The 13,080-nt window shown below is 63.5% G+C and carries 11 protein-coding genes; 4 read left to right on the top strand and 7 right to left on the bottom strand.

The features are described from left to right. Positions 1-19 precede the first annotated feature (19 nt). Together EAV90_RS33495 and EAV90_RS33490 are read left to right on the top strand one after the other, a co-directional pair. Entirely contained in the window at positions 20-1,183 is a 1,164-nt protein-coding gene (locus tag EAV90_RS33495; protein WP_245509674.1) for a TAXI family TRAP transporter solute-binding subunit, read from the top strand. A gap of 33 nt (positions 1,184-1,216) precedes the next feature. Continuing rightward, entirely contained in the window at positions 1,217-1,780 is a 564-nt protein-coding gene (locus tag EAV90_RS33490; protein ID WP_129145828.1) for a hypothetical protein, read from the top strand. A 39-nt stretch (positions 1,781-1,819) separates the two neighbouring features. Here EAV90_RS33490 and EAV90_RS33485 read toward each other — a convergent pair whose 3' ends face one another. Beyond that, positions 1,820-2,641 (bottom strand): NAD-dependent epimerase/dehydratase family protein, encoded by an 822-nt coding sequence (locus tag EAV90_RS33485; protein ID WP_129145827.1) that lies wholly within the window; start codon positions 2,639-2,641, stop codon positions 1,820-1,822. Positions 2,642-2,731: 90 nt separating this feature from the next. Between EAV90_RS33485 and EAV90_RS33480 the strand changes: the two genes are divergently transcribed. Continuing rightward, the gene (locus EAV90_RS33480) at positions 2,732-3,700 is read left to right on the top strand and encodes an SMP-30/gluconolactonase/LRE family protein (protein WP_129145826.1); all 969 of its coding nucleotides are present in this window, start codon (positions 2,732-2,734) and stop codon (positions 3,698-3,700) included. A gap of 270 nt (positions 3,701-3,970) precedes the next feature. Here EAV90_RS33480 and EAV90_RS33475 read toward each other — a convergent pair whose 3' ends face one another. Both EAV90_RS33475 and EAV90_RS33470 read right to left on the bottom strand, forming a co-directional pair. Beyond that, positions 3,971-5,401, bottom strand: coding sequence for an aldehyde dehydrogenase family protein (locus EAV90_RS33475; RefSeq protein WP_122404362.1), 1,431 nt, complete (start codon positions 5,399-5,401; stop codon positions 3,971-3,973). A gap of 313 nt (positions 5,402-5,714) precedes the next feature. Then, positions 5,715-8,075: a transketolase gene (locus EAV90_RS33470; RefSeq protein WP_129145825.1), complete on the bottom strand. Its 2,361-nt coding sequence runs from the start codon at positions 8,073-8,075 to the stop codon at positions 5,715-5,717. A gap of 132 nt (positions 8,076-8,207) precedes the next feature. Between EAV90_RS33470 and EAV90_RS33465 the strand changes: the two genes are divergently transcribed. Next, on the top strand, positions 8,208-8,669 hold the full coding sequence (locus EAV90_RS33465; RefSeq protein WP_027571162.1) for an Lrp/AsnC family transcriptional regulator: 462 nt from the start codon (positions 8,208-8,210) through the stop codon (positions 8,667-8,669). Positions 8,670-8,755: 86 nt separating this feature from the next. Here the strand turns inward: EAV90_RS33465 and EAV90_RS33460 are convergent, their stop codons facing one another. The 4 genes from EAV90_RS33460 to EAV90_RS33445 form a co-directional block, all read right to left on the bottom strand. Next, a complete protein-coding gene (locus tag EAV90_RS33460; RefSeq protein ID WP_129145824.1) occupies positions 8,756-9,835 on the bottom strand; it encodes a zinc-binding dehydrogenase in 1,080 nt (359 codons plus the stop codon). A gap of 60 nt (positions 9,836-9,895) precedes the next feature. Then, positions 9,896-10,882, bottom strand: coding sequence for a DMT family transporter (locus EAV90_RS33455; RefSeq protein WP_122404365.1), 987 nt, complete (start codon positions 10,880-10,882; stop codon positions 9,896-9,898). A gap of 142 nt (positions 10,883-11,024) precedes the next feature. Further along, on the bottom strand, positions 11,025-11,864 hold the full coding sequence (locus EAV90_RS33450) for an aldo/keto reductase (RefSeq protein WP_129145823.1): 840 nt from the start codon (positions 11,862-11,864) through the stop codon (positions 11,025-11,027). Between the two features lie 19 nt (positions 11,865-11,883). Then, complete coding sequence (locus tag EAV90_RS33445; protein WP_129145822.1) at positions 11,884-12,780, bottom strand: SMP-30/gluconolactonase/LRE family protein; 897 nt, start codon at positions 12,778-12,780, stop codon at positions 11,884-11,886. Between the last annotated feature and the right edge of the window lie 300 nt (positions 12,781-13,080).

The following is a 13,080-nucleotide window of genomic DNA, read 5'->3' as shown; positions in this document are numbered from 1 at the left end:
CGGAGCGATGCGGGCCGGTTTGTTCATCGCATTGATTGCAGCGGCCTACTTTGGCGGGCAGGTCCAGGATTCTTTCGCGCAAAAGCGACTGCCGGCTTCTCCGAGCGAATCCACGAAAGTGTCTCCAAGAAAGGAAGGCACTCCCAGAAAGGAGACGGCGCGATCTGCGGACCCGTATACGGTGGGCTTCGTAACCGGCACGCCACAATGCACTGAATTCGCGCTCGCTCAGGACATTGCGACCACGCTCGCCGGCGGCCAAGAGAGCGGTCCTCAGGGCCAGGTCGCATTGCGGGTTCTGCCAATGGTGGGAAACGGCGGTGTCCGCAACGTCCTCGATGTGCTCACTCTCGCAGGCGCCGACGTGGCGATCGCGCCCGTCGCTCTGGTCGAGCGGCTCCGGCAGACAAGGACCTTCGGGGATATTTCAGACAGGCTGACCTACATTGCGCCGCTCCATATCGAAGAGTTCCATCTTCTCGCGCGGCCGGAGATCGGAAGCCTGACGGAGCTTTCGGGAAAGAGGGTCGATCTCGGGGACGACGGCAGTGCCGGCGCTATCCTCGGCCGCGAAGTGTTGAACCGTCTGGGCATCAAGATCAGTGAGACGAACTTGGGTCCGGAGGCCGCGCTGGATGGTCTGAGGAAGGGAGATCTCTCCGCCGCTCTGATCGTCTCAGGAAAACCGGTCAACTTCCTGACGCAGGTCTCGCAGCTCGACAATATTCACCTCCTGCCAATCCCCTACTTCAAGGAGCTGCTGCAACAAGATTATCTGCCATCGACGCTCCGCCATAAGGACTACCCGAATATGATCGCCGCCGAAGCAAGCGTCGACACGATCGCGATCAAATCCGCTCTCTTCGCCTACAACTGGCCGAGCGGCAGCGAGCGGTTTCGGTTGCTGGAATTCTTCGTCCAGACATTGTTCACGCGCTTTCCTGAATTTCTAACGGGCGCACATCACCCCAAATGGCGCGAGGTGAACCTGGCCGCGGAGCTCCCCGGATGGCGACGATTCCGGCCGGCAGAGCGCTGGCTCCAGCAACAATCCGGCGGCGAGGCCGCGCTTCGCAAGGCGTTCGGCCGGTTCCTCGAAGGAAAGCCGAGCGACAATCCGCCAGACCGGGAAGAATTATTCCGGGACTTCCTGCGCTGGCGAGAACGCAATCCGGATAAGTGACCAAGATTTGGCAGGCAAATGTGGGAGGTGTCGATGCGCAACGCGCTTGTGAGCGCAGCCTTGGCTGCGTTGCTCGCCTTGATCGCCGATGTGAGGCATTCTGCCGCCCAATTTGCTCCCTTCTTTCCGCCGACGCCGCAGACACTCGCACCGTCCAACGCGCCACCGGCCGACAAGGCCGAGCGCATCAGGACAGCCCCTCACCGAAGCACCAAGGCGCGCAGGAAGCACGAAACCGTTCGTCCGCCACCCAATCAGCGAAAGGTCGCCGAAAAAAACGGATACAAGCGGGTCAGCGATCTCGTGAATTTCCCAAAGTTCTTTCCGGGCCTCGGCATCATTTTCGTGAAGCCCGACACGTTGCCGCTGGGGCCGTTCCTGTGCTTCGATCGCAGGGATCGTCTGGTGGCGACCGTGTACATGGTCCCGAACAAGGACATCGACGATCACAAATCATTGGAGGGAGCGGGATCCGCAGCACCGGTTGACCACGTCAGCCTCTACTTCAACGCGGGTCACCCCGGGGTGGACGTGCCGCACTACCATGTGGTGCTCTGGCATGTGACCAAGAACCAGGAATCGCGCGTTGCAAAATGACGCGCAACTCGCGCGCGCGGTGGATCATCCGGCCGGCGACTACCGCTTAGTCCAATCGATGATCCGGCTCGGATCGGCGTCGAACTCCATGCTGCAGAACGCGCCGCCCTGGAAATAATCGCCGACCGGATCCGGCTTCAGCTTGGCCTGCTCGGCCATCGCGTGCTCGCGGAAATCCTCCGCGCGTCCCGTGGGGCGGTAGCCGAGTTCGTAGGCGCGACTGTTGTCCCACCAGGCGCGCTCGTTGAGGGAGGCGCCGTAGAAGATTTCGAAATGGATGTCGGGATGTTCGAGCCCGATGCGGCAGAGCTGCACCAAATCGTCGGGCTTGAGCCAGATCGAGAGCCGGCGCTGGTCGAGCGGCATGTCGCCGAAATTGCCGATGCGCAGGCACGTCACCTTCAGCCCGTGCTTGTCGGCGTAGAGCGCACCGACCGCCTCGCCGAACACCTTGCTGACGCCGTAGCGTCCGTCGGGGCGCGGCATGACGTCGGTGCCGATCTTGTGGTGGCGCGGATAGAAGCCGACCGCGTGGTTCGACGAGGCGAACACCACGCGCTTGACGCCTTTGCGGTAGGCCGCCTCGAACAGATTGTAGCCGCCGATGATGTTGGCCTGAAGGATTTGATCCCAGGTGCCTTCGACCGAATAGCCGCCGAAATGGATGATGCCATCGACGCCCTCGCAGATCGCCTCGCACTGCGCCAAATCCGCGAGATCCGCCGCCTTGAACTGCTCGTTCGCTCCGAGATCGGCCGGCGGCTTGATGTCGGACAGCAGGAGGTCCGGATAGATCGGCGGCAGCAATTTGCGCAGACGCGTTCCGATCCCGCCCGAAGCTCCCGTCATCAAGATGCGCATGTCGTTCCCCGTCGTTGCAACCGATTTGCGGCCGTAGATATCTGATGCTAGCAGACTTGGACAGAGGGAACGCAACAACGAGAACCGCACATGAACGATGCATCGTCCCATAACCAAGGCTGGCGCCCGGCGACCTATTACCCTGACCCCGCGATAAGAGCACTCGATCCCCGCTTCGAAAAATACTGGCTGAAGCTTTCGGCGGTGGAGCGGCTGGCGACCGGCCTGCGCTGGGCCGAAGGGCCGGTGTGGTTCGGCGACGGGCGTTATCTGCTCTGCAGCGATATTCCAAACCAGCGTATCCTCAAATGGGAGGAAGAAACTGGCGCGGTCAGCGTGTTCCGCAAACCTTCCAACTTCGCCAACGGCAACACCAGGGATCGCCAGGGCCGGCTGATCACCTGTGAGCATGGCGGCCGTCGCGTGGTGCGCACCGAATATGACGGCAGCATCACCGTGCTGATGGATCAATTCAACGGCAAGCGGTTGAACTCGCCGAACGATGTCGTCGTTAAATCGGACGGCTCGATCTGGTTCACCGACCCGACCTTCGGCCTGCTCGGCAATTACGAGGGCTACAAGGCCGAGCCCGAGATCGAGCCGAACGTCTACCGGCTCGATCCCGCGACCGGCAAGGCGACCATCGTCGCCGAGGGTGTGCTGGGGCCGAACGGGCTGTGCTTCTCGCCCGACGAGAAGATCCTCTATGTCGTGGAATCGCGTGGGGTGCCGAACCGAAAGATCCTCGCCTATGACGTCTCGCCTGAAGGCACCACGATCTCGAACAAGCGCGTTCACATCGACGCAGGTCCCGGCACGCCCGACGGCATGCGCTGCGACATCGACGGCAATCTCTGGTGCGGCTGGGGCATGGGCGATCCCGAGCTCGACGGCGTCGTCGTGTTCGCGCCCGACGGCGTCATGATCGGCCGCATCGCCCTGCCCGAACGCTGCGCCAATCTCTGCTTCGGCGGCGTCAAGCGCAACCGCCTGTTCATGGCGGCGAGCCAGTCGATCTATGCGCTGTATGTGAACACGCAGGGCGCGGTGGGGGGATAGGCTCTCCACCGTGACGGTCTCGTAGGGGGGCAAGGCGAAAAGCGTGCCCACCTTTCTTACTCGTCGCAAGAAAGATGGTGGGCACGTCACGCGAAGAGCGCGCCTTTGCCCATCTTACGAGATCCCTCTTCCGTCATTGCGAGCGAAGCGAAGCAATTCAGACTGTCTCCGCGGAAGGATTCTGGATTGCTTCGCTTCGCTCGCAACGACGAAACGAAAACGCCGGAGCGGTTTCCCGCTCCGGCGCTTTGTTCGTTCGGTCGCTAAAACTTACGCCGCGTTGAAGCCGGCGACCGCCTTCACTTCGAGGAAGTCCTCGAGGCCGTACTTGCCCCACTCGCGGCCGTTGCCGGACTGCTTGTAGCCGCCGAACGGCGCGGTGCGGTCGTTGGGTACGCCCTGGAGGTTGACGTTGCCGGCGCGGATCTGGCGCGCGACGCGCTTGGCGTCATCGACCGTCGGGCCCGAGACGTAGCCGGCGAGACCATAGGGCGTGTCGTTGGCGATGCGCACGGCGTCGGCTTCGTCCTTGGCGCCGATGATGGTCAGCACCGGCCCGAAGATTTCTTCGCGGGCGATCGTCATCTCGTTGGTGACGTCGGCGAAGATGGTCGGACGGACGTAGAAGCCCTTGTTGACGCCCTCGGGCAGGCCCGGGCCGCCGGCGACGAGCGTTGCGCCCTCGTCGATGCCCTTCTTGATCAAGGCCTGGATCTTGTCCCACTGGCCGCGATTGACGACCGGACCGATGGTGGTGCCTTCGCCGCGCGGATCGCCGGCCTTGGTCTTGTCGGCGACGGCCTTCGCGATCGCGGCGACTTCCTTCATCTTCGACAGCGGCACGATCATGCGCGAGGGCGCGTTGCAGGACTGGCCGGAGTTGTTGAACATGTGCATCACGCCGCCGGTCACTGCCTTCTGCAGGTCCGCGCCTTCGAGGATGACGTTCGGCGACTTGCCGCCGAGTTCCTGACTGACGCGCTTCACGGTGGGAGCCGCGCGCTTTGCCACGTCGATGCCGGCGCGGGTCGAGCCGGTGAAGGAGATCATGTCGATATCGGGGTGCTCGCTCATGGCGGCGCCGACCTCGGGCCCGAGACCATTGATGAGATTGAACACGCCCTTCGGCACGCCGGCCTCATGCAGGATTTCCGCGAAGATCAGCGCCGAGGTCGGGGTGAACTCCGACGGCTTCAGGATCATCGTGCAGCCGGCGGCGAGCGCAGGCGCGACCTTGCAGGCGATCTGGTTGAGCGGCCAGTTCCAGGGAGTGATCATGCCGACCACCCCGATCGGCTCGCGCAGCACCATGGCGGTGCCGACCGGCTCCTCGAAATGATAGTTCTTGAGCACGTCGAGCGTGGTCATCAGATGGCCAAGGCCAGCGCCGGCCTGCAGCTTCTCGGCCATCGGCAGCGGCGCACCCATCTCGTCGGAGACGGCGGCACCGATTTCCTTCAGACGGCCCTTGTAGATCTCGATGATTTTAGACAGCAGCGCGACGCGCTCCTCGCGGCTGGTCTGGGAGAACGTCGCAAAAGCGCGCTTGGCGGCCGCGACCGCCTTGTCGACATCGGCCTTGGAGCCCAGCGCAACCTCGTACATCGCCTCTTCCGTCGCCGGATTGATCACGGCGGTGGACTTCTTGACGGCGGGATCGACCCAGGCGCCGTCGATGTAGAATTGCATGCGATTGACCATCGTTAACCTCTTCTTGGGGGCTTGGAGGGGGCGTTTCGGCAGGCATCCTTGCACGAAAGCGCCGGCAGTTGAACCCGCCATATGCGGGGCCAGCGTTGCGGCGAGCGGAGGTTATATGAGCCGATGCGAGGCAAGCGCGGCTCGGCTCAGCGTCGCGACATTTCATGTCGCGCCTTGTCCGGGACACGAGATCAGAGCGCGTGCAAACACGCGCTTGCCCCGGACGCAGCGCGGCACTTCCCTGGCGATGCGAAGCATCGTCCAGTTCAGTGATGCGCTGCAGAGCCGGGGCCCATGCAGGCCGTTACCTCGACTACACCGCCATCTTCCGATGCAGCACCGGCGCGCCGGTGGTGAGGCTCTCGGCCGCATCGATGATGGCATTGGCATCGATACCGTAATGCCGATACAGGTCAGCGATGGTGCCGGTCTGGCCGAACTGCTCGATGCCGAGCGCCTCGACGCGATGGCCGCGGACGCTGCCGAGCCAGCCGAGCGCGGCAGGATGGCCATCGATCACGGTCACGATGCCGCAGTCGCGCGGCAGCGGCGCCAGCAGTTTCTCGATGTGGCTGAGATGCTGCAGACCGCGACGGTCGCGGCGCAATTTCCGTGCGGCGGTCCAACCGGCATGCAGCCGGTCGGCCGAGGTGATCGCGAGCAGGCCGACGTCGCGGCGGCTCTCGCCGATGAAGCCGGTCGCCTCGATGGCCTCGGGCGCGACTGCGCCGGTATAGGCGATCACGACCTCGGCATTCGGGCCCGGCTTGCGCAGCCAATAGGCGCCATCCGTGATGCCCTGCCTCAGCTCCGGCGTCATGATCCGCTGCGCCTGCTCGATGCTGCGCGTGGAGAGGCGCAAGTAAACCGAGCCGCCCTCGCCTGGATCGCGCTGCATGTGGTCAAAGCCGAAAGCCATGATCACGGCGAGCTCGTCGACGAAGGCCGGCTCGAACGAGGCGAGCCCATCCTGCGCCATGCCGATCAAGGGCGTTGCGATCGACTGATGCGCGCCGCCCTCGGGCGCGAGCGTGACGCCGGACGGCGTCGCCGCCACCATGAAGCGTGCATCCTGGTAACAGGCATAGTTCAGCGCATCGAGACCCCGCTCGATGAAGGGATCGTAGAGCGTGCCGACCGGCAGCAGGCGCTCGCCATTGATCTGGTGCGACAGGCCGAGCGCCGAGAGCATGATGAAGAGGTTCATTTCGGCAATGCCGAGCTCGAGATGCTGGCCCTTGGGCGAAGCATCCCAGTTATAGGTCGATGGAATTTTCTCGCTGCGGAATAAGTCCGCTTTCTCCGCGCGGGCGAACAGGCCGCGCCGGTTCACCCACGGGCCGAGATTGGTGGAGACGGTGACGTCGGGCGAGGTCGTGACGATACGCTTTGCCAATTCGCTGTCGCTGCGCGCGATCTCGTTCAGCACGAGGCCAAAGCCCTGCTGGGTCGACATCTGCGGCGATGGCTTGAACGTGAGTTGGGGCACCTCGACGACGGGAGCCGTCAGCCGGCGGCCGTCCTGATTGAACGGCACCCGCGCGAGGAAAGCTTCCAGTTCGGCCGCATCCTGCGTCAGCCCTTCGAACTTGTCCCATTCATGGCCGGGCCGGATGTTCTGGCTGTCGCGATACTTCTCCATCTGCGCAACGGTCATCAGGCCGGCGTGGTTGTCCTTGTGGCCCTGGAATGGCAGGCCGACGCCCTTGATGGTGTAGGCAATGAAGCAGACGGGGCGATCGTGGTCGATGGAGTCGAAAGCCTCCAGCATGCTCGCCATATCGTGCCCGCCGAGATTCGACATCAGCGCCAGCAGCTCCTCGTCGCTGCGCTTGTCGATCAGTTTGGTGATCGGGCCCTGGTCGCCGATCTCGTCATGCAGATGCTTTCGGAAGGCAGCACCGCCCTGGAAGCACAGCGCCGCATAGAGTGCGTTCGGGCAATTGTCGATCCAGCGCTTGAGCGCCTCGCCGCCTGGTTCCGCAAATGCCTCGCGCATCAGGCGGCCGTATTTCACGATCACCACGTCCCAGCCGAAATTGCGGAACATGGTCTCGAACTTTTCCCAGAGCCCCTCGCGCACGACGGCGTCGAGCGACTGGCGGTTGTAGTCGACCACCCACCAGGTGTTGCGCAGGCCGTGCTTCCAGCCCTCGGCAAGCGCTTCGAAGATGTTGCCCTCGTCCATCTCGGCATCGCCGACGAGGGCAATCATCCGCCCCTCGCGCCGATCCTTCATCCAGCCGTGTGCCTCGACGTAGTCCTGAACCAGCGAAGAGAACAGCGTCTGCGCGACGCCGAGGCCGACCGAGCCGGTGGAGAAATCGACGTCGTCGACGTCCTTGGTGCGCGAGGGATAGGACTGCGCGCCCTTGAAGCCGCGAAAGTTCTCCAGCTTCTCGCGGGTCTGGCGGCCGAACAGATACTGGATGGCGTGGAACACCGGGCTCGCATGCGGCTTCACCGCGACGCGATCCTCAGGGCGCAGCACATGGAAATACAGCGCCGACATGATGGTCGCGAGCGAGGCGGACGAGGCCTGGTGCCCCCCGACCTTGAGGCCATCCGCATTGGGACGAACGTGGTTGGCGTGGTGGATGGTCCAGGAGGACAGCCACAGCGTCTTGCGGGCGAGCGCGGTCAACGTGTCGAGACGGGCGGAATCAACGGGCATGGCGATGCTCCGGGAAATATGCACCGATCATACGCCTGCGAGCCGCGTCAAACTTCTCAATTTTTCGCGCCATAACCATCGATTTTGGGATATTTTACCAATGTAGTGCCGCAAGATGCAGGTTCCATCCCAATGCCTGAGCTCGACGCCATCGACCGCAAGATCCTCAGCCACCTCCAGAACGACAGCCGCCTGACCATGCAGGAGCTCGCGGACAAGGTCGGGCTCTCGGTCTCGCCCTGCCACCGCAGGGTCAAGCTGCTGGAGGAGCGCGGCGTCATCTCGCGCTACGTCGCGACCGTGGATCAGAAGGCGCTGGGGCTGCATGTCAGCGTCTTCATCTCGATCAAGCTGGCGCGGCAGAAGGAGGAGGACCTCAACCGCTTCGCCCGTGCCATCTCCAAATGGGACGAGGTCTTGGAGTGCTATCTGATGACCGGCAATCGCGACTATCTGCTGCGCGTCGTCGCTGCCGACCTCGCCTCCTACGAGACATTCCTGAAGACCAAGCTGACCCGGCTCGACGGCATCGCCTCGATCGAATCGAGCTTTGCGCTGAGCCAGGTGAAGTATTCGATCGCACTGCCGGTGTGATGGCCGTTGGTCACCGCTCTTGTCCGCCGAAGCCTTGGCGAAGACGGATGCGCGGGAGGGAGCGCACTGCCGCTGCGGCTACACCATCACCGCCACGGCTGCACGATGATCTTGGTGTGGGCTTCAGGGTTGGCGAGATCCGTGAAGGCTTTCGCGACGCCGTCGATGCCGACCTTCGCCGTCACCATCGCCGCCGCATCCACCTGCCCCTCGGCAATCAGCCGAAGTGACGCCGCGAATTCCTCCGGCGTGTAGCCGAGCACGTATTGCACATTGAGCTCCTTCATGATGCCGAGCATCGGCTCGCTTCTGTCGGTCTCCATGCAGACGCCGACCACGACGATGCGCGCATCGCGCGGGGCACCTTCGAACACCTGCTGGAGCAACCCGGGCACGCCGACACATTCGAAGATGATCGCGGGCTTGAGCGCCGGCTGCATGGCCTGGAACGGGGACCGCGCCGCCTTCTCGGCTTCCGACATCTGCGCGTGCTCCGCCCAGGTCGCGTAGGGCTGCGAAACTCTGGGATCGACGACGATGTCGGCACCCAGCTTTGCCGCCAGCGCGCGACGCGCCGGGGAATAATCGGCAGCGACGATCGGATGCAGGCCCCTGATCTTGAGTGCGGCGATCACCGCGAGCCCGACGGGGCCGCAGCCGATCACGAGCGGCACTTCGCCGCCGCTTATATTGGCTTTGGCGACGGCGTGGACGCCGACCGCCAGCGGCTCGGTGAGCGCGGCGTGCTCCGGCGCAAGTCCGTTGGGCACCTCGAGCAGCAGCGCTTCACTGAGCAGCATCGCCTCCGCATAGCCACCGACGTTGTCGTTGGAATAGCCGATGCCTTCGACACCCCCAGGTGTCACCAGCGCCGGCAGCGAGCAGACGTGTGTTCCCCGCTTGAGCCTGCGTGCCGTGCCGGGACCGTAATCGACGATCTCGCAGCAGAACTCGTGCCCGAACACGACGTCACGGCTAAGGTCCATCGGCTTGCGCCCGACCTTCCGCGCCATCTCGACCATGCGGGGGGCGTGCTGACGTGCATGCAAATCGGAGCCGCAGATGCCGCAGGCGAGCGTCTTGACCAGGACCTGACCATTGCCGGGTTTCGGCTCAGCCATCCGATCGACGACAATCTCTCCGTTCCTGAAAATCGCGGCGCGCATCGGGCTCCTCCCTCATCGTTGGAGCCTTTGATAGCACGAAGTGGAAACCGCGATATTGCGTCAGGCGTTCGGGGAGCGCTCTTCCAGAACCAGGAGCTGGGCGCGGCGGACGCGCTCGCGATGGGCGATGTAGAGACCGCTCGCGACGATGAAGGCCGCGCCGACGATGGTCCAGATGCTCGGCACCTCGCCGAAGATGAAGAAACCGAGAATGCTGACCCACAACAATTGCGAGTAGGAAAACGGCGCCAGCACCGAAGCATCGCCATAGCGATAGGCCAGCACGACGATCCACTGACCGGCGGTCGAGGCAACCCCGATGAAGATGCCGAGTGCGATCGCGGTCCAGGATGGCGTCACCCAGACGAACGGCACGATTGCGGTGAGGATCGCAAGGCCGGTCAGCGAGGAATAGGCCATGGTGGTGACGACGGCTTCCCGCCCGCTCATCATCCGCGTCAGGATCAGCGTGCCGGCCCAGCAGGCCGCGGAGACGACGGGGAAGAACGCCGCTGGATGAAACGCGCTGGTGCCCGGGCGCAGGATGATCAGCACGCCGACGAGGCCGAGCGCGGTCGCGAACCAGCGGCGCATGCCGACCTTCTCGCCGAGGAAGACGATCGAGAGCGCAGTGACGAACAGCGGCGCGACGAAGCCGGTGGCGGACGCCTCCGCGATCGGCAGGAAGCCGAGGCCCGTAATGAAGAACAGCGAGGAGCCGAGCAGCACCGCGCCGCGCATCACGTGCAATCCGGGACGCTCGGTGCGCATCGCGTAGTACGGCGAGGACCGCAGCATCACCGGCGTGAAGATCAGCGCGAAGGTGAGAAAGCGGATCCAGGTGATCTCGATCGAAGGCAGGCTGGTCGAGAGATATTTCGCGGCGGTGTCGGAGCAGCCGAGAAACACGGTCGAAAGCAAGATCAGTGCGATGCCCTTGAAGGGATGGTCGACGCGCGCAGGTGCGCGGCGGCCGACATGCTTCTTCTCGGGAACGGGCACGGAAATACTGTCGAGCCTTGCGGCTGCGGCTGGCGGCGGGGTCACGGCTGGAACTCGGGAAAAAAGCGAATCGAGCGCCTCTAAAAAACGACAAATGCGCCGCGTTCACAACTTCCGAAAACAGGATGCCGATATGCGCTGATCGCCGCGCGCGTCAATGCTCCATTAATAATGCGCGTTTGCTGCACTACAACATGGGCAGGCTGCGCGGCTTCGGCCCGCGCGGAAACGCCGCATCGAGCGCCGCAATCTCCTCTTTCGTCAGCACGAGATCGCCAGCCTCCGCGTTTTCCCCGGCGTGTTCCGCGGATGACGCCTTCGGGATCGCAAACACCGTAGTCGCACGGGTGAGGAAGCTCAGCGCGACCTGACGCGGCGTCGCACGACGCGCCTCCGCGATGCGCGCGAGCACCGCGCCGCCCCTGGTGTTGCTCGCCGGAAAATCGTCGTGACCGAATGGCGAATAGGCGACGACGGCCACGCCATGCTGCACGCACCACGGGATCACGGCATGCTCGATGGCGCGTTCCTTCAGATGATAGAGCACCTGATTGCAGGCGATCCGCCCTTCGCCGGAGACAGCGAGAATCTCGTCCAGATCGTCGGCATCGAAATTTGAGACGCCCCAGGATTTGACCTTGCCTGATTTCACCAGTTCCTCGAATGCCGCGACGGTGTCTTCCAGCGGATAGGAACCGCGCCAGTGCAGCAGGTAGCAATCGAGACGATCGGTCTTGAGCCGCTTCAGCGAGCGCTCGCACGCCGTGATGGTTCCCCGGCGCGAGGCGTTGCTCGGCAGCACTTTTGAAACGAGGAACACCTCATCGCGCCGGCCTGCAATCGCATCCGCAATGACGAGCTCGGCATCGCCATACATTTCGGCAGTGTCAATATGAGTCATGCCGAGATCGAGCCCGCGCTGAAGCGCCGCGATCGCGCGCTTGCGGTCGCCGTGGTCGAGATACCAGGTGCCCTGCCCGATGACGGAAACGTTGGCGCCGGTCTTGCCGAAAGGGTTTGTGTTCATGTTTATTCCTTCAGGTGCTCTAGAGACCGCTGATATCCGCGACCAGCACGCTGCCGGTCGAGGACTCCGTGATATAGAGCCGATCCTTGTTTTCGCCACCAATCGCCACATTGGTGCAATTCGGTCCCGCGCAGGACTTGATCCGCGCGATCAGTTCGCCGTTAGGCGCGAATACGAAGACGTGGCCGAGCGAAGCGTGGCCGACGAACAGCCGGCCCTTGGCATCCATGGTCATGCCATCGGGGCCGCTGGTGCCGAACAGCGAGCAGAAGCGACCGACCTTCGACACGCTGCCATCCTTCATGAACGGCATCCGCCACACCGCGTTGTCGCGCGTCATGGCGACGAACAGCACGGTCTCGGTCGGGTCGAGCACGAGGCCGTTCGGGCTGATGCCGGTGTCGATCAGGCAATCGAGCCGTCCATTCGATGCGAGCCGATAGACCCGGCCGCTGGGATCATGCAGGCCGGTCTGGCCCTGGTCGGTGAAATAAATGTCGCCATTGGACGCAAGGTGCAGGTCGTTGCAGCCGCGGAACGATTCCGAATTGCGCGCGGTCAGGATGGGCTTGACGCGCCCGGCTCTGGCATCGAGCTCCATGATGCCGTGCATGTAGTCGGCCACCAGGATGCGGCCGCCGGCTGCGATCTTCAGCCCGTTCGGCCAGCCCTCATATTCGACTACGAGCGACCAATCGCCATCGGGCGCGATACGGAAAATGCGATCGAAGGGAATGTCGACGATGTAGAGATTGCCGTCCCTGTCGAAGGATGGCCCCTCGATGAAACTGTCGGTCGGCACATTCGGTCGGTTGGCGTCGGCCCAATCTGTCCGCTCGCCCTTGCGGCGGAATTTGTCGGGCATCGCGGAAAACAGCCTGGTCTCGATCAGGCGCGGCGGCGTTTCCAGGTACATGATTGTTGTTATGGATGTTGAGGCGGAGCGCGGCAGCATAGGGCACAATCGGGGGCGCGTCGATTGGGGCGGGGCATGGCCGCCCCGCCCTCACTGTCATTCCCCGCGAAGGCGGGGAATCCAGTACGCCGCAGCTTCTCGATGACCCACTGCCGTCTCGGAGTACTGGATCACCCGGTCAAGTGTTCAGCCCGGGGACATGACCGACGGGTGTTCGGGGACATAGCCGACACATTCTCCGCTCGCCAAGTCGATGATAGCGACTTGGTGGGCGGCAAAGAAGATCCCGTATTGCGCATC

Source organism: Bradyrhizobium vignae (assembly GCF_004114425.1).
In the GTDB taxonomy this organism is placed as follows: Bacteria; Pseudomonadota; Alphaproteobacteria; order Rhizobiales; family Xanthobacteraceae; genus Bradyrhizobium; species Bradyrhizobium vignae.
This window is presented reverse-complemented; position numbering and strand designations above follow the sequence as displayed.

What these genes read in the sequence shown, in the direction of transcription:
- EAV90_RS33480 (WP_129145826.1), top strand. Translation starts at nt 2,732, where the DNA reads ATGAACGATGCATCGTCCCATAACCAAGGCTGGCGCCCGGCGACCTAT.
- EAV90_RS33445 (WP_129145822.1), bottom strand. Translation starts at nt 12,780, where the DNA reads ATGTACCTGGAAACGCCGCCGCGCCTGATCGAGACCAGGCTGTTTTCC.
- EAV90_RS33460 (WP_129145824.1), bottom strand. Translation starts at nt 9,835, where the DNA reads ATGCGCGCCGCGATTTTCAGGAACGGAGAGATTGTCGTCGATCGGATG.
- EAV90_RS33490 (WP_129145828.1), top strand. Translation starts at nt 1,217, where the DNA reads ATGCGCAACGCGCTTGTGAGCGCAGCCTTGGCTGCGTTGCTCGCCTTG.
- EAV90_RS33470 (WP_129145825.1), bottom strand. Translation starts at nt 8,075, where the DNA reads ATGCCCGTTGATTCCGCCCGTCTCGACACGTTGACCGCGCTCGCCCGC.
- EAV90_RS33465 (WP_027571162.1), top strand. Translation starts at nt 8,208, where the DNA reads ATGCCTGAGCTCGACGCCATCGACCGCAAGATCCTCAGCCACCTCCAG.
- EAV90_RS33450 (WP_129145823.1), bottom strand. Translation starts at nt 11,864, where the DNA reads ATGAACACAAACCCTTTCGGCAAGACCGGCGCCAACGTTTCCGTCATC.
- EAV90_RS33475 (WP_122404362.1), bottom strand. Translation starts at nt 5,401, where the DNA reads ATGGTCAATCGCATGCAATTCTACATCGACGGCGCCTGGGTCGATCCC.
- EAV90_RS33485 (WP_129145827.1), bottom strand. Translation starts at nt 2,641, where the DNA reads ATGCGCATCTTGATGACGGGAGCTTCGGGCGGGATCGGAACGCGTCTG.